20 protein-coding genes are annotated in these 20,018 nt (G+C 36.2%); 5 read left to right on the top strand and 15 right to left on the bottom strand.

What is annotated here, in order from left to right:
* Positions 1–9: 9 nt before the first annotated feature.
* Positions 10–1,164, bottom strand: coding sequence for a chromate efflux transporter (gene chrA, locus JJJ02_RS10340; RefSeq protein ID WP_240837312.1), 1,155 nt, complete (start codon positions 1,162–1,164; stop codon positions 10–12).
* Between the two features lie 218 nt (positions 1,165–1,382).
* Between chrA and JJJ02_RS10335 the strand changes: the two genes are divergently transcribed.
* Together JJJ02_RS10335 and JJJ02_RS10330 are read left to right on the top strand one after the other, a co-directional pair.
* The gene (locus tag JJJ02_RS10335; RefSeq protein ID WP_170122561.1) at positions 1,383–1,895 is read left to right on the top strand and encodes a DUF402 domain-containing protein; all 513 of its coding nucleotides are present in this window, start codon (positions 1,383–1,385) and stop codon (positions 1,893–1,895) included.
* A gap of 121 nt (positions 1,896–2,016) precedes the next feature.
* Positions 2,017–2,835, top strand: coding sequence for an N-acyl homoserine lactonase family protein (locus tag JJJ02_RS10330; RefSeq protein WP_170122560.1), 819 nt, complete (start codon positions 2,017–2,019; stop codon positions 2,833–2,835).
* Positions 2,836–2,849: 14 nt separating this feature from the next.
* Here JJJ02_RS10330 and JJJ02_RS10325 read toward each other — a convergent pair whose 3' ends face one another.
* Positions 2,850–3,569, bottom strand: a complete 720-nt coding sequence (locus JJJ02_RS10325; protein ID WP_099578748.1) for an AAA family ATPase — start codon at positions 3,567–3,569, stop codon at positions 2,850–2,852.
* An 86-nt stretch (positions 3,570–3,655) separates the two neighbouring features.
* Between JJJ02_RS10325 and JJJ02_RS10320 the strand changes: the two genes are divergently transcribed.
* Positions 3,656–4,120, top strand: a complete 465-nt coding sequence (locus tag JJJ02_RS10320; RefSeq protein ID WP_111717362.1) for a GNAT family N-acetyltransferase — start codon at positions 3,656–3,658, stop codon at positions 4,118–4,120.
* Positions 4,121–4,152: 32 nt separating this feature from the next.
* Here the strand turns inward: JJJ02_RS10320 and JJJ02_RS10315 are convergent, their stop codons facing one another.
* From JJJ02_RS10315 to JJJ02_RS10300, 4 genes are all read right to left on the bottom strand, one after another.
* The gene (locus JJJ02_RS10315; RefSeq protein WP_111717361.1) at positions 4,153–4,563 is read right to left on the bottom strand and encodes a hypothetical protein; all 411 of its coding nucleotides are present in this window, start codon (positions 4,561–4,563) and stop codon (positions 4,153–4,155) included.
* Between the two features lie 66 nt (positions 4,564–4,629).
* Positions 4,630–5,721 carry a quinolinate synthase NadA gene (gene nadA, locus JJJ02_RS10310; protein WP_396614715.1) on the bottom strand — a complete coding sequence of 364 codons (1,092 nt, stop codon included), beginning with the start codon at positions 5,719–5,721 and terminating at the stop codon, positions 4,630–4,632.
* On the bottom strand, positions 5,714–6,547 hold the full coding sequence (gene nadC / locus JJJ02_RS10305; protein ID WP_239241942.1) for a carboxylating nicotinate-nucleotide diphosphorylase: 834 nt from the start codon (positions 6,545–6,547) through the stop codon (positions 5,714–5,716). Before nadC ends, nadA begins: the two co-directional genes overlap by 8 nt.
* On the bottom strand, positions 6,513–7,952 hold the full coding sequence (locus JJJ02_RS10300; protein WP_239241943.1) for an L-aspartate oxidase: 1,440 nt from the start codon (positions 7,950–7,952) through the stop codon (positions 6,513–6,515). Before JJJ02_RS10300 ends, nadC begins: the two co-directional genes overlap by 35 nt.
* A gap of 81 nt (positions 7,953–8,033) precedes the next feature.
* On the opposite strand from JJJ02_RS10300, the gene JJJ02_RS10295 reads away from it, so the two are divergent.
* Positions 8,034–9,116, top strand: coding sequence for a cysteine desulfurase family protein (locus JJJ02_RS10295; protein ID WP_239241944.1), 1,083 nt, complete (start codon positions 8,034–8,036; stop codon positions 9,114–9,116).
* A 12-nt stretch (positions 9,117–9,128) separates the two neighbouring features.
* Positions 9,129–9,653 carry a transcription repressor NadR gene (locus tag JJJ02_RS10290; RefSeq protein WP_099578762.1) on the top strand — a complete coding sequence of 175 codons (525 nt, stop codon included), beginning with the start codon at positions 9,129–9,131 and terminating at the stop codon, positions 9,651–9,653.
* A gap of 70 nt (positions 9,654–9,723) precedes the next feature.
* On the opposite strand, the gene JJJ02_RS10285 is transcribed toward JJJ02_RS10290, so the two are convergent.
* From JJJ02_RS10285 to arsA, 9 genes are all read right to left on the bottom strand, one after another.
* A complete protein-coding gene (locus JJJ02_RS10285; RefSeq protein WP_239241945.1) occupies positions 9,724–11,160 on the bottom strand; it encodes a sucrose-specific PTS transporter subunit IIBC in 1,437 nt (478 codons plus the stop codon).
* Positions 11,161–11,329: 169 nt separating this feature from the next.
* Positions 11,330–12,634, bottom strand: coding sequence for a dihydrolipoamide acetyltransferase family protein (locus JJJ02_RS10280; RefSeq protein WP_240837314.1), 1,305 nt, complete (start codon positions 12,632–12,634; stop codon positions 11,330–11,332).
* A 16-nt stretch (positions 12,635–12,650) separates the two neighbouring features.
* Positions 12,651–13,673 (bottom strand): alpha-ketoacid dehydrogenase subunit beta, encoded by a 1,023-nt coding sequence (locus tag JJJ02_RS10275; protein ID WP_111717350.1) that lies wholly within the window; start codon positions 13,671–13,673, stop codon positions 12,651–12,653.
* Positions 13,674–13,685: 12 nt separating this feature from the next.
* On the bottom strand, positions 13,686–14,636 hold the full coding sequence (locus JJJ02_RS10270) for a thiamine pyrophosphate-dependent dehydrogenase E1 component subunit alpha (RefSeq protein WP_240837317.1): 951 nt from the start codon (positions 14,634–14,636) through the stop codon (positions 13,686–13,688).
* Positions 14,637–14,654: 18 nt separating this feature from the next.
* The gene (gene lpdA, locus JJJ02_RS10265; RefSeq protein ID WP_240837319.1) at positions 14,655–16,010 is read right to left on the bottom strand and encodes a dihydrolipoyl dehydrogenase; all 1,356 of its coding nucleotides are present in this window, start codon (positions 16,008–16,010) and stop codon (positions 14,655–14,657) included.
* Between the two features lie 395 nt (positions 16,011–16,405).
* Positions 16,406–16,591 (bottom strand): helix-hairpin-helix domain-containing protein, encoded by a 186-nt coding sequence (locus JJJ02_RS10260; RefSeq protein WP_240837321.1) that lies wholly within the window; start codon positions 16,589–16,591, stop codon positions 16,406–16,408.
* Between the two features lies 1 nt (position 16,592).
* Positions 16,593–16,988, bottom strand: coding sequence for an arsenate reductase (thioredoxin) (arsC, locus tag JJJ02_RS10255; RefSeq protein ID WP_255724773.1), 396 nt, complete (start codon positions 16,986–16,988; stop codon positions 16,593–16,595).
* 13 nt (positions 16,989–17,001) lie between these two features.
* Positions 17,002–18,294 (bottom strand): arsenic transporter, encoded by a 1,293-nt coding sequence (locus JJJ02_RS10250; RefSeq protein ID WP_308192406.1) that lies wholly within the window; start codon positions 18,292–18,294, stop codon positions 17,002–17,004.
* Positions 18,294–20,012: an arsenical pump-driving ATPase gene (gene arsA, locus JJJ02_RS10245; RefSeq protein WP_239241949.1), complete on the bottom strand. Its 1,719-nt coding sequence runs from the start codon at positions 20,010–20,012 to the stop codon at positions 18,294–18,296. Before arsA ends, JJJ02_RS10250 begins: the two co-directional genes overlap by 1 nt.
* Positions 20,013–20,018: the final 6 nt, after the last annotated feature.

The raw sequence follows: 20,018 nt of genomic DNA, 5'->3' as shown, positions 1-20,018 counted from the left end.
ATTGTGCACTTATCTATAAAATACAAATCCAATAATAATACCGAGCACTACGATAACCCACGGCGGCAATTTTACAAAATATAATAAAACAAAAAGTATTAAACTAAATACAACATCCATCCAATGTGTTACAGTATGCATGATAATAGGATTTATCCATGCAGCTCCTAAAATACCGATAACACCCGCATTAATTCCTTTTAATGCCTGTTTCATCAATCGATGCTCACGAATAACAGCCCAGAATGGCAAAGTTCCGATCACTAATAAAAAGGCGGGTAAGAAGATTGCTACCATTGCGACGAGTCCACCTATTACACCAAATAAACTTGCGCCAACAAATGAACCAAAGGTAAACAATGGACCAGGCATCGCCTGTGTTAAGCCATATCCAGCAAGGAATGTATCGATATCCATCATATCCGGTACGAAGGCACTTTGTAACAGTGGTAATACGACATGACCTCCACCAAATACCAGTAATCCTCCGCGAAATAATCTATCAAACATATGTAGCCATTCATTATTAATCACCTGGGCAATAATCGGTAGTCCAATCATTAAAATAACAAGTAGTATTAATGCTGCAATACTCATTGATTTCGAAACTTGAATAGAGATGGGCGCATCTTTTTTCGTTTCAACTTTATACAATAACATACCAATTAATCCTGAAGTGATAATAATTAAGATTTGCGTAAATGCTGTTGGAAATACAAGTGCAGTGACTAAACTGAGTAAAAAGATCATGATTGCTGTTAAATTATTTAAAGTGGTCTTACCCATACCAACTAATGCATGCAAAACGACGGCAATTGCAACGATGAGTAACCCTTTTATAAAATCCAGATCCATATCGAGTGCCTTCATAAAGTACACTGACGCAATCAGGACAAAGACTGACGGTAATGTAAAGCCTAAAAAGGCTAATATTGCGCCGAGTATCCCTCCACGCATTAAACCAATACCGATACCGACCTGACTCGATGCTGGCCCAGGCAGGAACTGACATAGACTGACAAGATCCTGATATACTTTATCACTTAGCCATTTTCTTTTCTCGACATATTCAACTCGGAAATAACCAAGATGCGCAACCGGTCCTCCAAAACTCGTCACGCCAAGTTTTAGTGCTACTAAAAATATTTCTAATAAACGTCCCATAACCCACCCCATTGATTTGTTAAACTTATCATAACGAATATTCAGTACAGTTATGTTACAACACTTTAAAGATTATGTAAGGTTTAAGAGAATATATAGAGTTACGGTTTAAAATTTCTCGAATTTATGACATTATTAAAGAGAACTGTTGAAATCAATGCATGGAAAACGATTTCATATTATAATAAACCTACACATTAAATTAGGAGGTCCAGATAGTGAATACAGTAAAGATAAAATCACATAAATATCCAGATAGACCTCACGTAGAAGTAGAAGGGAAATTACTTTCTGAAACACCACATTACTTTTTTGTAGTATGTGAAAAAAATTCTCTATTAAAACATTTCATTAAAGACGAAGCATATTTACTTGATTACGATACGCTTCATTTTCTTTCTAAATATCATGGATATACGGTATCAATTTCAATCGATGAACAATATAAACCTGTTAAGATTTTTTGTAATATCTCAACACCTTGCCAAATGGATGATGAAGGCAACATTACATATATCGACCTGGATATGGATTATGTCAAATCGAATACAGGACAATGGTTTTTAAGAAATAATGACATGTTCTTAGATAGTACGAAGCGATATAACTATCCATTGCAGTTAACCAATTTCGCACTCGTTTCACTGCAGGAACTTAAAACAAATATAAAAAATAATGTATTTCCATTCGGCATCGATAATTTTAAAGATGTCGATGGTCCGATAAAATAAGATGCTCTTTTTAGAGTATCTTTTTTTATACATCTTTAACAACTTGTAACAATAAAGGAATACTATTTTATAAATAATATGATACGCTAGTTGTAACATTAACTGGAACGGAGGGATTTACGTGTCAAAAATTAGTATACATGTTATTCAGACAGGGTTTATTACTGTCGATCGCACCGTTACGACACAGACTAAATCCCTAAATCCACTTACAAAGCTTGGATTTATTTCATGTAAGAAAAACCGCAAACAATATCCTATCGCATGTTTCCTGATTGAACACCCGAAAGGATTAATACTTGTTGATACAGGCTGGCATAAACGCGTGCGCACAGAAGAACATAAAGAGTTGGGATTACAGCGACTCATTCATCGCGCTACATTACCTGAAGGACAATCGATAGACGAGCAACTCAGTAAAAGAGGAATACTACCAGGCGACTTAGATTATGTGTTACTTACACATTTACATAGCGATCACGTAAGCGGTGTTCGTCAGGTTAAAGATGCCAAATATATATTTGCAAGTCGTGAAGAAATATTAGAATCCAATAAACGTGTAATGCGTTATCTTCAAAAGTTATGGAATGATATAGATTTAACATGCTTTGAGTTTGACCAAACGGGCATTGGCCCAAGTGGCCAATCATATGATCTATTCGGAGATAAGACAGTACAGCTCATCCATGCTCCAGGTCACAGCGTTGGTTTATTTATGGTGAAAGTAATGAATAGTGCCGGAGAATATATTTTAATCACGAGTGATGCTGCACTGGTCAATGCATCTTATGAAGATATTATTATTCCAGCTCATGTGATGAATCACTATGATTTAAAGAAGGCGTTACTCTGGATTAATAACGTAAGTAAAGATTCTCTATGTAAGAAAATATTAACAAGTCATGACCTCAGTTTAAAAGAAGAAATCATCACATTATAAAAAGATGATTGAGACTATTCTAATAAAGTCTCAATCATCTTTTCTGGTTTATCGATAAATGCCTTTGTAACGATATAATGTTCTGTTTCTCTGTAATCAATTCGTTCATATCCATCATCATTTAACTGAATAATATCAGCACCTGGATACGCCATAATAATTGGAGAATGCGTTGCGATAATAAACTGCGCACCACGCTTTACTAAATCATTGATCCTAACAATCATCGACATTTGACGCATCGGTGATAAAGCACTTTCAGGCTCGTCTAAAATATATAAACCTTTCGCTCGAAATCGATATTTAAGTAACGCTAGAAATGATTCACCGTGGGATTGATCATGCAAACTTTTACCACCATAACTGTTGAGCAGTCTACCGTCAATGGCATTAAGCCGCTCAATTTCAGTTGCCACATTATAAAATCCTTCTGCACGTAAAAAGAATGTATCGCTCGGTACACCCATCTTTCCAAGTCTTATTTCTTCATATAGTCCTGCATGTGAATGTTTCGTTGCAAAGTTAAAGTTCTTGCCTCCGCCTTCTGGATTTAACCCATAATTCACTGCAATCGCTTCTATTAAAGTTGATTTCCCTGTTCCATTTTCTCCGACGATGATAGTTACTGGATTGGTTAAATCAATACGTTCTAATTTTTTTATCGCAGGGATTTTCATATAGTAAGGTGTTGCTTCATGTGGCTTAAAATTTGATGCAATACTTTTGATAAACATCTTTTCACCTCATAAAAAATTCTGTTATATTAATAATATAGTAAAAAAAGTAATAATAAAAATTTATTGTCATTCGAGGTGCAAAGATGGTTCAATTGGTTCCATATGATGAGCAGTACAAAGAGAGATTAAGGCAATTCTATCAACCAGCTGAAGCTTTAAAGTATACACAATTACCAGAATATAGTATCGAAGAAATAAACGATAATGTACATGGTGTCGTGATTATTAATCGAAATCAGCCGATTGGTTTCTTCTTATTGCATCGTACTGATAGAAGATTTCAGTATACAGATGAAAAACAATCTTTACTGCTTACTAGTCTGATTATGGATCATTCATATAGCGGAAAAGGGCATGGTAAACATGCAATGCTGCAATTACCGTTTTACATTAGGAAACATTTTACACATGTCAAATCTATTGTTCTTGGTGTAAACCATGCCAATATCCCAGCACAAAAACTATATGAACGTGTTGACTTCGAAGATACAGGTCGTCGCATTGAGGGCGCTTTAGGTGAACAATATATTTATAGACTGGAAATATAAAAAGATTGAGACAAAATTTTGTCTCAATCTTTTTAGTTAAACCAGCTTCTGATTAGCTTTTCAACTTCAGCTGTTTCATCGATTAAATCTTTCATCATATCGATATCTGCTTTATCGCCGATTAAATTCGTTACAACTGGTGTATCTAACACGCGTTTTACCGCTTCACCAATCGTTTCTTCCTGCACATTATTTGTCGGTTCAGTCTGATCAGTAACAAAATCATTGTTCTGGAATTGTTGTTCTAGACGTGGTGCGTTGTTGTTGTTAAATGCATGAACAACTTCCATAATCGCTTTACGTAAGTCGTTATATTCTTTAACGTTCTTTAAATCATTCAGACGTTTTTTAACCATCTCGTTTTTCTCTAAATATTTAACGCCTTGTACGGCACCAACTGTTAATGCGCCGACTACTAAACCTCTTTTTACCCATTTATTCATTGTAATTCCTCCATTCAACATTATGTTTATTATAATGCATTTATAGATTTATTACATTTATAACGATTACTGCAGAGATAACATTTTATCTAATGCTTTTAAAGCATAGGTCGTCGTTTCATGATCTACTGTAATCTGGTTTTCGAAGTTATGTTCTATTATCTTATCGAGACACCATACAAGATGTGGTAAGTCGATACGATTCATCGTCAGACATGCACACATAAATGGATTAAGTGAGATGATTTCTTTATCTGGATTTTGCTTTATAATGCGATTAACTAAGTTCATTTCTGTACCGATTGCCCACTTAGAGCCAGGTGCTGCGTTCGTAATTTCTTCCAGGATTTTTCGTGTAGATCCTGCATCATCACTTTGCTGAACCACTTCAAAAGTACATTCAGGATGAACGATAATGCGCATATCCGGATGCTGCTTTCTTACTTGGGCAATATTTTGCACCGTAAATTTCTCATGCACTGAGCAATGCCCTTTCCATAAGATGATACGTAAGTCACTCATTTCACCATCATATTCAAGTTTATTTTGAATCGGATCATAGATTGCCATCTGTTCTAACGGAACACCTAAATCATATGCTGTGTTGCGTCCTAAATGCTGGTCTGGTAAGAAGAGTATGATTTCATCCTGCAGAAGTGCCCAACTCACTACTTTATGTGCGTTACCGCTTGTTAAACATGCTCCATCTTTCCTACCGACAAACGCTTTAATTGCTGCTGTAGAATTGACATAAGTCAGTGGTAGACAGTCGATATTAAATTCAGCTCTTAAATATGCGTCACAACGTTCCACCTGATGGATATTCGCCATATCTGCCATCGAACAACCTGCTCTTAAATCTGGTAACAATACAATCTGATCATCATTTGTCAGCATATCAGCAGTTTCTGCCATAAAGTGTACACCACAAAATGCGATAAACTTCGCTGTATTCGTCTTACAAATATTTGCAAGTTCTAACGAATCACCTACTGCATCAGCAAATTGTACGACTTCATCTTTTTGATAATGATGACAAGGAATAAATAAATCATCTCCAAGCAAACTTTTTACTTCTTTCACCCTTGCTTCAAGCGCCTCTTTCGACATTTGTAAATACTGTTCAGGGATTTGTCCTGACTTTAATAAATCAATCATTGATATCCACCTTTCCTGAAATATCGAGTGCATTGGCACCATGAAATAACTTACCAACTGAAATATAATCGACACCTGCTTCGGCATACGCTTTGATCGTGTCGATATTAATGCCACCAGATGCTTCTGTAATAATATGATCTGGCACAAGATGAATATGCGCTTTAATAAATTCCGGCGTACAATTATCAAACATAATGATATCGGCCTGAGCTTTAATTGCTGCTTTAAGCATTTCTTCATCTTCTATCTCAATTTCAATCTTATCCATATGACCACGCAATGCATTTGCACTTTGCATTGCTGCTTCAATCGACCCCATAAATGCAATGTGATTATCCTTTAACATGATTCCGTCATTAAGATTTCTACGGTGATTGCTGGCACCTGCAATACGTACTGCATATTTTTCAAACATGCCAAGTCCCGGTGTTGTTTTACGTGTATCTGTCACTTGAGCTGACGTATGTGCTATTTTCTCCATATACCTTTTCGTTTCTGTCGTAATCCCGCTCATACGTTGAATCATATTTAATACAGTACGCTCTGCCTGTAATAGATGCTTTACTTTTCCAGAGATTTTAGCAATAACCTCACCCTTATGTAACGTATCCCCATCATGTTTGAAACAAACGACATCACACTTATCTAAAATATTAAACCCTCGTAAGATAACATCTTCACCACAAAAATAGCCATCTTCTTTAGCAATCAGTTGCATCGTGCCAGTTGTATTGTTATCAAAGATAGCTGATGATAGATCTCCATATGATAAATCTTCATCCATAAAATCACGTAACTTTTGTTCTAAGCGAATTAAATTCAACAGTTGTTCCTCCATTTAAATGTTTTACGATATTTGTTTTATCGCTGTCTGATATATCTTTATCCTTTATCACATGTGCACCAAGTGTTGAAGTTCGATTTATCGCACATTCTGCAATAAGGCGTGCAAATACTGTTAAAGTATCATTTGAATTAAGCGTGCTTAAGTATTTGTTTAAGCTGTCAGTATCCCTTACGATACCTACATACTTCATAAATGATTCATGATCAAAATCACTATTATATTGAATATTTACAGTAGAAAAAATTCTGCCTGGTGGGGTTAACGTTTTATTTATCAATGTGTCTCCCAGCAATTTCCCCATCGCAAGCCCTTCCAGCAGTGAGTTACTTGCAAGTCGATTCGCACCATGGAAACCAGTACATGCTGCTTCACCAATTACAAATAAGTTATCTACTGCTGTCGCACCATTTACATCTGCTGCTATACCACCCATCGTGTAATGTGCACCCGGTGCAACAGGAATGCGTTCCGATAAACCAAATTGCTCACACTGTGCATGAATGAATGGAAACTGCTGTGCAAAATTGCGTATGTTTGAAATGTCTAAATAAATGCGTTCTCCATTTTGTATGCGACTGAATATTTCGTAACTCGTAATATGCCGTGGTGACAGATCACGCTGCAAATACTTTGCCATAATTGCTTCACCATGTTCATTCACCAATACGCCACCAGCACCTCTTACTGCTTCAGAGACGAGACAGATTGCTTTATTATCAATCGTAAGCATCGTCGGATGAAACTGTATCATTTCAAGGTCACGTAATGTACACCCTGAAAGTAGTGCGAGCATTTGTGCATACACACCAGATACACTCGGGTTCGAGGCAGGTTGAAACATACCACTATATCCACCGGTGGCAAGTACAACAAATTGCCCCGGTAATATTTTATCATCTACTGAAATACCGCAAACCTTTCCATATACATCTTTATGTAATGCCGTTAAACGCCCATAAATCATTTCAACTTGTGGTTGAAGTTGCAAACGCATAAAAGCACAAAGAGATTGTCCTGTCTGATCATGATTCATATGAAAGATGCGAGGTACAGCATGCGCGCCCTCCATACCTAAATCAAACAATCCTGATTTTTGATCGAACTCGATACCTCTATTTATTAAATCCCGAACAACATGATTTCCCGTTTCAATCATCTTACGAATAACATCAATATCTCCGTAATTGCATCCAGCGGTATATGTGTCCTGCACATGACTTTCAATCGAACTTTCAAATAAAGATGACGCAATGCCACCTTGTGCCATAACACTCGAAGAAGCATTGTTCTCCATCACGACAGCAACTTTATAGTGTTTCGGAAGATATCTTAACAGGCTGAGTGCGCTAATACCACCACCGACAATAATTACATCATACATAAAAAACACCTTTACAATATATTTACATTAGTTTTACAATTATATTGTCACATAAACAATAAAATTACAAGAGGTAATTCGATGATAAATTTAGATTATGCTGCAACATCACCTATGTCAGCGAGTGCAATGCAACGTTACTTTGATACAAATCAAAAATTTTATTATAATTCTGAGAGTTTGCATAGTGGTGGCGATATGGTTAAAGATATCGTACACAACTGCGAGAATGCACTGAACGGATACTTTACAGATAACTTTACACTTGTAACGTCGACCAGTGGCTCTCATGCAAACGAAATGGCTTTAAACAATTATCTCTATCATGAATCAAATAAGACAATCATACTTACGTCTAAATTTGAACATCCATCTGTCTATGCAGCGTTACACGAACATGCTCGTTACGACATACACTACTTCCCAGAAGATGAAACTGGCATGATTGATCTAACTCTGACAGAACAATTTATACAGCAATATCATGAAACAATAGCATGTGTAAGCTGTGTTCATGTTAGTTCTGAAACAGGTTATATCTTTCCAATTGAGCAAATAGGAAAATTAACAAATCAATTTAATATTCCATTTCACATTGATGCAGTGCAATCAGCTGGTAAGTTAAGGATTCCAACGCAATATGTAACGTCACTTTCAATTAGCGGACATAAATTTTTCGGTCCAAAAGGGATTGGTGCCCTTCTAATTAGAGAAGAAGCATTGCGCATAACCAATCCGTTCTATCATCACGAACATCATATGAGAAACGGCACGGTGGATGTACCGTCACTTGTTGCGATGACACAAGCATTGATAGACTATAAACAATCAGACACGATACAACAATTCAATCACAAAATTATTACTACGCTCGATCCAGCATTATACGTACCGATGAAATTCGAACCACAGCTTAAAAATATTATTCCGATCCTTATCAATAAAACAGACGGACAATATATCATGCAGCAACTGTCACAACACAATATCTTAATCTCTACCGGAACTGCATGTGGGCATGGTACAATGCATTCAAGAGGCTTAGAAACATTGATTACAAAGCAAAGTTACTCGGTACATCAATATATTCGGGTATCACTTAGTACATTAACAACAGAAGAAGAAATCAATACTTTTTTAGAAGTCATCAATCAAATAACATAAAGGTGAAAGTCTATGCAAACAGAGGAAAGAAGACGACAAATTGCACAACTGATTAAAGAAAGTACAGCTGCTATACCAGGCGCTGCATTAGCGAAACAATTTAATGTTTCAAGGCAAATCATTGTTTCGGATATTGCAAAATTGCGTGAAGAAGAAATCGGCATTAAAGCGACAAAGAAAGGATATATCTTTGAAGCGACACCTCAAACAGGTGAGAAATATAAACGTACGATTACCGTAAAACATGACAATAGCAGAATGTTAGAAGAATTAACGATTATCGTTGAAAATGGCGCAATGATTGATAATGTATCCGTCAATCATCCAGTGTACGGTAAAATTACAGCGAACCTGATGCTCAATTCTGTAGAAGATTGTTATGAATTCTCAAATGATATGACCGAAGATAACGGCAGAATGCTTGCAGAACTCACATACGGTATACATGAACATGTAATCTCAGCTAAATCCGAAAAGATACTCGATAATGCAGAACGTGATTTATTAGCACATGGATTTATTTATGATTATGAGTAAACAGCACAAATAAGGCCAGGACAACGCGTCCTGGCCTTATTAATATTTTATATTGAATTAATGATATAAATTATGCTTCTTCAACTTCTTTATATTTTTGTCTTTTTGATAAGACAAATGTCACTATCATTGACACTGCAAAAGCGATAGCCATTGCAATAAAATAACTGGTCCATTGTCCCGTTTTAATAGAAATAAATCCTGGTAATCCTGCTGCACCTAAAGCCGTCGCTTTAACTTGCATTAAACCAATATATGCTGAACCAGCTGCTGAACCAATAATCGCACCGATAAATGGATATTTTAATTTTAAGTTTACACCAAACATCGCAGGTTCTGTAATGCCTAATAACGCTGAGATACCAGCAGCAGATGCGATACCTTTTAATTTTTCATTTTTCGTGATGAATAATACCGCTAATGTTGCTGCACCTTGTGCTATGTTACTCATTGCAGCGATTGGGAAGATAAATGATCCACCAGTTTTCGCAGCATCTGCAATTAACTGCGTTTCAACTGCGATAAATGAATGGTGCATACCTGTAATAACGATTGGTGCATAGAAGAATCCGAAAATCATCGCTCCAACAAATCCACCAGTTTCATATAACCAAGTTAAACCATCTGTTAAATAAGTACCTGCTGTACGTGTTAACGGTCCAACGAATAGAAATGTTAAGAATCCAGTAACAAATAAAGAAATTAATGGTGTTGTTAAGTTATCTAACCAAGATGGTGTTACTTTACGTAAGTTCTTTTCGATTGTCGCTAATATCCAACTCGCCACTAAAATCGGTAAAACCTGACCTTGATAACCAACACTTTCAATATGCAATCCAAAGATATCCCAGAAAGGTATATCTTTACCTGCAGCAATAAATTTAGGATATTCATACGCATTTAATAACCCAGGGTGGACAAGAATCATACCAAGTGCTGCACCCAAGTATGGATTACCACCGAAACGTTTAACAGCACTAAAACCAATTAAGATAGGTAAGAATACGAATGGCGCATTTGCAAGCAAGTTAATTAGGTCTGCTAATCCTTGTAAATTAGGATATGCTTCAATTAATGTTTTACCTTCGATAAATAATCCTTTTCCTGTAAATAAGTTATTAATCCCCATCAATAAACCACCAGCTACGATTGCTGGAATAATTGGCACAAAAATATCTGAAAGCATCTTAACAAATTGTTGTAATGGGTTCATCTTCTTCGTAGATTTAGACGCTACTTCTGATTTCGTTGCAGCATCCATACCGGTCATCTTGCTCATTTCGTTAAATACAGTATTGACTGTACCTGCTCCGATAATAATTTGGTACTGACCACCTGTTGAGAAAGTACCTTTTACCGCATCCATATTGTCTAATGCTTTCTGGTCTACGATACTCTCATCTTTTAAAGCTAAACGTAAACGCGTTGAACAGTGTGCCATTGCATCGATATTTTCTTTGCCACCGATAGCAGCTAGAATATCTTTTGAAACTTGATTGTAATCCATTCCATTTCCTCCTTTGGAACCGGTTCCATTTTGGTGTAAAAAAATATGTCCGTGAACTATGTGCTTAATTTAAACTAATCTTACTCCCAAAATCACTTTCTGTCAACGCTTACATTTAATATTTTTATAAAAAAAAGCTTGAGACCACCTGTCTCAAGCTTCTCATCATTTATAGTACTAATAAAAATGGATTTTCAATATATTTGATTAAAGTAGCTAAGAAGTTTGCACCGTCTGCACCATCAATAATTTGATGGTCGATTGTTAAGCTGAGCGGTATGATTTTCGTTTCTTTCACTTCACCATCAACTAATTTTAATTCATTTTGCACTGATCCTACACCTAAAATACCTACTTCAGGTGCATTTAGCACTGGTGTGAAATATTCAATACCAGATGTCCCGATATTTGTAATCGTAAACGTACCGCCACTCATCTTCTCATTCTCTAAACTACCGTTTCTTGCTGCGTCAGATAGTTCTAAGATTTGCACTGCAATGTCACCGATAGATTTACTACCTGCATCATGAATTACCGGTACCATCAATCCATCGTCAAGCGAAGTTGCTATTCCGATATTCACATCATCATGTTTCGTTAAAATGCCTTCATCATAAGTACTGTTCATTTTTTCATCTTCTTTTAATGCCAATGCAACAGCTTTAGTAATCAATGCCGTAACAGTTACTTTAATATCTAGTTCGCTATTACTAACTTCAGCTTTAAGTTTTTTATTAAATTTAAATAGTTTATCTGCATTTGCTTTTTGATGTAATGTTAATTGTGCTGTCGTTTGTAAGCTGTTCATCATGTTCGCAGCTATCGCACTACGCATTGGGCTTAAGTTTTTCGGTGTAATAGATTTCTCGGCAACGGCATGAACTTCAGCTGGAGCTGCTTGCTCAGTCTGCGCTTTAGCTGGTGCATTTTCAACATCACGCTTTGTGATACGTCCGTTACCACCCGTACCTTTAATTTGTGAATAATCTATACCTTTTTCTTGTGCTATTTTCTTAGCAAGCGGTGTGATAAATATTCTCTTATCAGATTGTTGAGGTTGCTCAGTTGGATGACCCTCTTCTTCAATTGCATTTTCATTAATTTCCTTATCGTGAGTACGCTCAAAGCTATCTGATTTCTCTGCAGCATCTTTAATTGCTTGACGTTCATCAGTGGGTTCACCAGATTCACTTAGTGCTTCATCGTCTCCTGACGGCTTGTTATCGCTCTCTTCACCTTCTGCACCAACAAGTCCTATTTGCTCACCAACTTTCGCAACACCTCCTGCTTCAACAGTGATTTCAAGTAGTTGTCCATCATCCGGAGATTCAACATCCATCGTTAATTTCTCAGAAGCAATCATACATAATGCTTCGCCTTTCTTAACAGCATCACCTACAGATTTGTACCATTCATCTATTGTACCTTCTGTCATGGTCATTCCTAGCTTCGGCATATCAACTCTTTTACTCATTTAACTTCACCTCGCATTATTTTAAATCATCAATAATTTCTGCTGCTTCTTTAAGCACTCTATCTTTATTTGGAATGTATAGTTTCTCAAGGTTCTCAGCAAAAGGAACAGGTGTATGTGGTGCCGTAATAACTTTAACAGGTCCATCTAAATAATCAAATGCTTTGTCACCAACAACAGCTGCAATTGAATGACCTGTAGAACTTTGTGGATTTGCTTCGTCTATTACAATTAATCGATTTGTTTTCTCTACAGAATTCAATATTGTCTCCTGATCCCACGGTGCTACTGTTACTAAATCAATAACCTCAACTGAAACATCTTGGCCTTCTAATTCATCCGCTACTTCAAGTGCTACATGTACCATTTTACCAATCGCAACGATTGAAAGGTCTGTACCTTCTCTTACAATTTTTGCTTTGCCTATTTCAACAGTATAATACTCTTCTGGTACTTCACCTTTCATACCATATAATGTTTTATCTTCAGAAAATACAACTAAGTTATCATCTTCAACTGCGGCAAGTAATAATCCTTTTGCATCATATGGGTTGGATGGTACAACTACTTTTATACCTGGAATTGCTCCGAACATACCATATAATGATTGACTGTGCTGAGCGGCCGCTGAAGCACCTGCGCCATGCACGGTACGCATCGTCATAGGAATTTTTGCTTTACCACCAAACATGTAACGCATTTTTGAACCTTGGTTAAGTAATGCGTCTAGTGCATATCCAATGAAATCGTTGAACATTAATTCAACAATCGGTCTAAGTCCGGTTGCCGCGGCACCTACACCCGCACCAACATAGTTTTGTTCGGCGATTGGTGTATCAATAACACGTTCACGACCATATTTACCTACAATACCTTTCGTTAAGCCGAACACGCCGCCCCACGCTTCATCTCCATCTAAATGCTCAATTGTATTACCACCAGCAACGTCTTCTCCCATTAAAATAACTGTTTCATCTTTCTCCATTGCCTGGTCGATTCCTTCAGTAACTGCTTGCATAAATGTGAGTTCTCTTGTCATGATTATTCCTCCTTAATCTGCATAGACATCTTCAAGTAATGAAGATTCATCTGGTAGTGGACTATTCTCTGCGAATTTAACCGCTTCTTCAACTAATGCTTTAGCATCATCTTCAATTTTTTTCGCTTCTTCTTCTGTCATCCAGCCTTCTTTTAATGCACGCTCTTTAAAGATGACAATAGGATCTAAATCACGTAGTTCATCTTTATCTGATTTATAACTTTGCGCATCTCCTTCAAAGTGACCATAGTTACGATAAGTCTTACATTCAATTAATGTCGGCCCTTCTCCAGCTTTTGCGCGTTTCACTGCTTCAATCATCACTTCGTTGACTGCAACAACATCTTTACCATCAACATGGTGACCTGGCATATTATATGCTGAGGCACGTTCTGCAACAGTATCTGACGCTGAGGCATAGCTATGTGGTGTCGCCTCACCATATCCATTGTTTTCACAAATAAAGATTACAGGTAAATTTAGAATTGAGGCAAAGTTCAATCCTTCGTGGAAAGTACCTTCATTTGATGCACCATCACCGAAGAAACATACTGCCACTGCATCTTGTTTCAATGTTTTTATAGATAAACCCGCACCATTTGCAAGTGGGAATCCGGCACCAACGATACCGTTGGCACCTAGTATACCTTTTTCAACTTCAGCAATATGCATTGAACCGCCTTTCCCTTTATTTAATCCATCTTTACGTCCATAAATCTCAGCCATCATACCTAAAATATCACAATCTTTAGCAATAGCATGTCCATGTCCGCGGTGTGTACTTGTGATATAGTCAGCATCATTTAGTTCTGCACAAGCTCCTACTGCTATTGCTTCTTCTCCTGCATATAAATGTACAAAACCTGGAATCGTACCAGTCAAGAATATTCTATGCACTTCATCCTCAAACTCACGAATTTCATTCATTTTTCGATAAATCCATAGTGCTTTTTCCTTTTCCATTGTTTATTCCTCCCTTTTTTATGGCTGATGAATACTTAATCCAAAGAAATCTTCAGCACTTTCTCCTATTGATTCTGAAACTGTTGGATGTGCAAAAATTTGATGTGCTAATTCGTCCATTGTACCTTCGGCATTTTTTACAGCTAAGATAGTACTTATTAGTTCTGTTGCATGTGCACCACAAATAACTGCACCGAGAATTTCACCGTATTTCTTTTCACTGATTACTTTTACAAATCCCGTAGAATCTCCATATGAAATTGCTTTACCGTTGCCAGCGAGGTTATAAGTTGAAACTTTTATATCATAATCTTTTTTTGCCTGTTCTTCACTTAAGCCAAATGAAGCGATTTCAGGTGTTGTATACACACAACGTGGCACTTTAGTCTGGTCTAACTTGTGATGGTTATTATTAGCTATATAATCAGCGGCAATTAATCCTTCGTGACTTGCAGCATGTGCAAGTTGATAACCTGGAATAATGTCACCAATGGCATAAATGTGTTTTTGTGAAGTTTGCATATAGTCATTTACTTCAATAAATTTTTTATTTTCACTAAGCTCTAAACCCAATTGCTCTGCAAGTTCTAAATTTGTTTTGCGTCCAGTGGCTATAAGTATTTTTTCAAACGGTATTGTTTCATTACCAACTGTAATTTCGTCTTTTTCTATTTTGGAGATTTTTGCTTTAGTAATTATGGTAATACCTTCTTGTTTTAAATGTTTTTCTACTAATTTACGTGCTGATTGATCTTCCGTCATCAAAATATCATCAGCAACCTCAACAAGTGTTACCTTTGCTCCAAGTGGTGCGAACGCTTGTGCCATTTCTACTCCAATTACACCTCCACCAATGATAACGAGTGACTTAGGTAAAGTTTTCCACGTAAAAATAGTGTCTGTCGTATCATATTGAATACTATTTAATCCTTCGATTGGAGGGATAAAAGGCTGAGATCCTGTTGCCAAAATAATATTTTCTGCCGAAACTTTATTTTCAGCGTATTTAATATCATGATCTTTGATTTCTGTTACGAATTCATTTATCACTTTAACACCATTCTTCTTAAGCAAATATCCAACACCATTTACTAATTGTTTCACTACATCTTCTTTATAACTTTTTACTTTGGAGTAATCCACTTTCACTTCATTAGTTATAATCCCAAACTTTTCCGCTTCTTTAATTGTGGACATAACCTCTGAAATCCTCAGCATTGCTTTAGAAGGAATACATCCCATATTTAAGCAAGTTCCTCCTAAATTTTTTCCTTCAAACAAAATGACCTTCTTATTAAATTGAGCTAATCTAATCGCCGTTACATAACCACCTGGACCTCCGCCAATGATGGCGACATCATAATTATATTTCAACCTTATCACCTCTTTCTTATTTCACAACTTTATTTTAAACCTAATTGTAAACGTTTACAATTAATTTATCAGAATATTTTGTAACTATTTTGTGACGAAATAAAATATCAAAAAGAGAACATTTATTAAGTAGCCATTCACTATATTTAAATAATAGATTAATTCTTTATATATTTTTATATTTTGGTTTGTATTATTTCTCAATATAAATAATAAATTAATAAAAATATTTTTGAAATTATATTTCAATTTTCGTGTCTATACCAAAATGTTTTTTTAATATTATCCAACGTGAGGGAAAGCAAATAATTAAAATGTGTGATATTCCTTACAAAAATATCTATTGGCAAAAAAATTGCACCGTTCAAATAATGAACGGTGCATTTTCTATATATTTATTCTTCTTTAAATTTCAATCCTTGCTCTTCCATTACTCCTTTTAAGATACGAATGGCTTTTGGGCCAAATCCATGTAAAGCTAATAACTCTGCTTCACTATATTTCGTAACGTCTTCTAATGTCTTCACATTGATACTACCAAGTGCACGCAATGCTGGTTTGCTGATCTTTGGTAGTTCCATTTTATTCACCTGTTTCAGCAAAGTGTTTGATACGTGTTCCAATTTCATCACGTACTCGCTGAAATACTGACCAGTCTTGTCCAGCAGGATCTTCAAATCCCCAATGCTCAGTACGTACATGTGGTGGTATAACCGGACATACATCTTTTGCATGATCACATAATGTTACAACTAAGTCTGCATTATTTAAGATGTCTTTATCAATTACATCAGAAGTATTGTTTGAAATATCAATACCTACTTCTTTCATTGCTTCAATCGCTTTTGGGTTTACTCCGTGTGATTCAATTCCCGCAGAATATACATTCCATTCTGGTAAATATTCTTTTCCGAAGCCTTCTGCCATCTGTGAACGGCAAGAATTTCCTGTACATAAGAAATAGATTGTTTTAGTCATAATTATTCTCCTTTTATCCAAATATTCTCATTGATATATAAAGTCCTACAAGCGTCGCAAACAATACGGGAATTGTAATGACGATGCCTGTTTTAAAATACGTTGCCCAAGAAATCTTTACACCTTTACCACTTAATACGTGTAACCAGAGTAACGTTGCAAGGCTTCCGATAGGCGTAATCTTAGGTCCTAAATCACATCCGATAACGTTAGCGTATACTAAAGCATCTTGAAGCACCCCTGATGCCTGGCTTTGTTTAATTGCAATTGAATCAATCAATACGGTAGGCATATTGTTCATAATAGATGAGAGTATTGCTGATAAGAAGCCCATACCTATAATTGAACCAAATAAATTCGTTTGTGTAATATTATCGATTACACCTGCGAGTAAACTTGTCAGTCCTACATTCTTTAGTCCATATACGACAACATACATGCCGATTGAGAAGAAGACGATTGCCCACGGTGCACCTTTAATTACTTTGCCTGTGTTCACAGCTGGACTTTGTCTTGCGAATATAATAAATATAAATGCAATGAGTGATGCAATAATACTTACCGGGAAGTTAATAAAATCACTCACTAAATATCCAATTAATAAGATTGCCAGTACAATCCACGACATCTTAAATAATTTCATATCTTTAATCGCTGACTTCGGTTGACGTAACGTATCCTTATCATATGTTGCTGGTATATTACGCTTAAAGTATAACCAGAGCACTGTGATACTTGCAATTAAACTGAATATGTTCGGTAGAAACATATGTTTCGCATATTCCATAAATGATAAATCAAAATAATCAGCTGATACGATGTTCACAAGGTTACTTACAACTAACGGTAAACTTGTTGTATCAGCGATAAATCCTGACGCAATAATAAAAGGAAAGACCATCTTTTCGTTGAAGTTTAAGTTACGCACCATCGCCAGCACGATCGGTGTAAGAATTAAAGCTGCACCATCATTTGCGAAAAATGCTGCAACGATGGCACCTAATATGCATACGTAAACAAACATTTTAAAGGTATTCCCTTTTGCTAGATGCGTCATATGCAATGCTGCCCATTCAAAGAAACCTATTTCATCTAGTATGAGCGAGATTAATATCACTGCGATAAATGTAAATGTCGCATTCCAAACGATGTTCGTTACATCAATGACATCGTTGAAATCCACAACACCAAAAATAAGTGCGAGTATGGCGCCACCTACAGCAGAATATCCAATTGAAAGATTCTTCGGCTGCCAGATGACCAATGTTAAAGTTATTAAGAATATTGCAATCGCAATGGCTGTTATCATAATGCTGCTACCTCATCTATATTGACATCATAAGGTTGTATCGCTACAAACGGCTGATGTGCTATTAGTTTATTGATTTGTTTACGTTCTTCCTGAATTTTACTATTAAACATATCGTGCGTATCTGCTTGTGTAGCGATTGTATTATTTACGACCCACATACGCTGATTGATACCGGCGCGTTCTAAATCTACTTTCAAACGCTCTGCTTCTTTAATAGGCGTAGGTTCAGCGAGTGTCACAATGACCATTTCAGTTAAATCGTTGTTCGTTATACTCGGCAATAATGATGATACTGAACTTGGTAATACATCTGTATTTCGTTCTATCTCTTTATGATAGCTTTGTGAAGCATCTAGCAATAATAATGTATGTCCAGTTGGCGCTGTATCAATTACAACAATATCATGTGATTTGTCTGCGATAAAATCACTAAAAGCTCTGAAAAACGCTATTTCTTGAGTACAAGGACTACGTAAGTCTTCTTTAATATAATCAATTTGATCTTGAGAAAGATGTTCTGCAGCAGCTAACACCTCTGCTTCATAGTCACTTAATGCCTCTACTTCATCAATATAATTCACTGTAATTTGGTCGTTTGATTCAGTATCATACCAAATATTTGCCGGGTCAGTAGTTGCCAATAAGACAAACTTATCCTGCCTAGCTAAGCGTTTCGCGATTATTTTAGCAATTGTTGTCTTACCTACACCACCTTTACCCATCGTAAAGATGAAACGTTTATTATCCTTGATCATTTTGTTAACGAGTTCATCTATTGAATGCCCTTTATCTAAAACAACACTTTCATGATTGTTGATTGAAGTGTCATCAGTGAACATTTGTTTCATCGCCTCAATCCCGAAAATATTAAACTGTTTCATAGGTACATAATAGGTCGGCACTTGAGTTAAAAAATCTTCAAATTGTTTTAGAACCGTTTGTTCTCTATTCGCTTTTTGACGCGCAAGATTACTCGTTGGATTTTCGATGACACCATTAATAATAACCATGTCATTCGTAATATTTAAATCGCGTAGTTCATCCATTGCACGCATTAGTTCCTGGATGCTGTGCTGATCACCACGAGCAACAAACATCATCGTTGTTAAACTGGCATCTTTCAATTTATTAACTGCTTCTAAGTATATTTTTTTGTTGTCCGATAAACCAGAAAGTTGACCAAGACACGATGCTTCATGCGTTGATGATTCAATAAATGAATACCATGCATCAGGCAGTTCGAGCATCCTTAACGTATGACCTGTCGGAGCTGTATCAAAGATAATGTGATCAAATTGTTCTGCATAATCTCTATTTGCCAGAAAGCCAGTAAACTCATTGAAAGCTGCAACTTCTACAGTACATGAACCACTTAGTTGTTCTTCCATGTTTTTTATCGCAAACTCCGGAAGAACTCCGATATATGGTTTGATGACAGATTGTTTGTATTTTTCAGCCGCTTCAATAGGTTCGAAGTTCGCTACATATAAATTTTGTAATGATGGCACTTGAGTTAATTCGCTCGTTAAGTCCATTTCGAATATATCCTGCAAATTACTCGCAGGGTCTGTGCTAACGAGTGCCACTCGCTTGCCTTGTTCACTTAAATGGACAGCAAGCGCACTCGAAATTGATGTTTTACCGACACCACCCTTACCCGTAAAGAATAAATATTTTGTTAAAGGTATAGCATCTGGATTAAATTTTTGCATGATACT

This window comes from Macrococcus sp. PK (genome assembly GCF_022501545.1).
GTDB classification, from domain to species: Bacteria; Bacillota; Bacilli; order Staphylococcales; family Staphylococcaceae; genus Macrococcoides; species Macrococcoides epidermidis.
Note: the sequence above shows the minus strand (reverse complement) of the source record. Positions and strands in the feature narration are given on the sequence as shown.

What these genes read in the sequence shown, in the direction of transcription:
- JJJ02_RS10275 (WP_111717350.1), bottom strand. Translation starts at nt 13,673, where the DNA reads ATGACAAGAGAACTCACATTTATGCAAGCAGTTACTGAAGGAATCGAC.
- JJJ02_RS10285 (WP_239241945.1), bottom strand. Translation starts at nt 11,160, where the DNA reads ATGGATTACAATCAAGTTTCAAAAGATATTCTAGCTGCTATCGGTGGC.
- JJJ02_RS10295 (WP_239241944.1), top strand. Translation starts at nt 8,034, where the DNA reads ATGATAAATTTAGATTATGCTGCAACATCACCTATGTCAGCGAGTGCA.
- JJJ02_RS10300 (WP_239241943.1), bottom strand. Translation starts at nt 7,952, where the DNA reads ATGTATGATGTAATTATTGTCGGTGGTGGTATTAGCGCACTCAGCCTG.
- JJJ02_RS10320 (WP_111717362.1), top strand. Translation starts at nt 3,656, where the DNA reads ATGGTTCAATTGGTTCCATATGATGAGCAGTACAAAGAGAGATTAAGG.
- JJJ02_RS10280 (WP_240837314.1), bottom strand. Translation starts at nt 12,634, where the DNA reads ATGAGTAAAAGAGTTGATATGCCGAAGCTAGGAATGACCATGACAGAA.
- arsA (WP_239241949.1), bottom strand. Translation starts at nt 20,012, where the DNA reads ATGCAAAAATTTAATCCAGATGCTATACCTTTAACAAAATATTTATTC.
- JJJ02_RS10270 (WP_240837317.1), bottom strand. Translation starts at nt 14,636, where the DNA reads ATGGAAAAGGAAAAAGCACTATGGATTTATCGAAAAATGAATGAAATT.
- JJJ02_RS10290 (WP_099578762.1), top strand. Translation starts at nt 9,129, where the DNA reads ATGCAAACAGAGGAAAGAAGACGACAAATTGCACAACTGATTAAAGAA.
- nadA (WP_396614715.1), bottom strand. Translation starts at nt 5,721, where the DNA reads ATGATTGATTTATTAAAGTCAGGACAAATCCCTGAACAGTATTTACAA.
- JJJ02_RS10315 (WP_111717361.1), bottom strand. Translation starts at nt 4,563, where the DNA reads ATGAATAAATGGGTAAAAAGAGGTTTAGTAGTCGGCGCATTAACAGTT.
- arsC (WP_255724773.1), bottom strand. Translation starts at nt 16,988, where the DNA reads ATGACTAAAACAATCTATTTCTTATGTACAGGAAATTCTTGCCGTTCA.
- JJJ02_RS10325 (WP_099578748.1), bottom strand. Translation starts at nt 3,569, where the DNA reads ATGTTTATCAAAAGTATTGCATCAAATTTTAAGCCACATGAAGCAACA.
- JJJ02_RS10260 (WP_240837321.1), bottom strand. Translation starts at nt 16,591, where the DNA reads ATGGAACTACCAAAGATCAGCAAACCAGCATTGCGTGCACTTGGTAGT.
- chrA (WP_240837312.1), bottom strand. Translation starts at nt 1,164, where the DNA reads ATGGGACGTTTATTAGAAATATTTTTAGTAGCACTAAAACTTGGCGTG.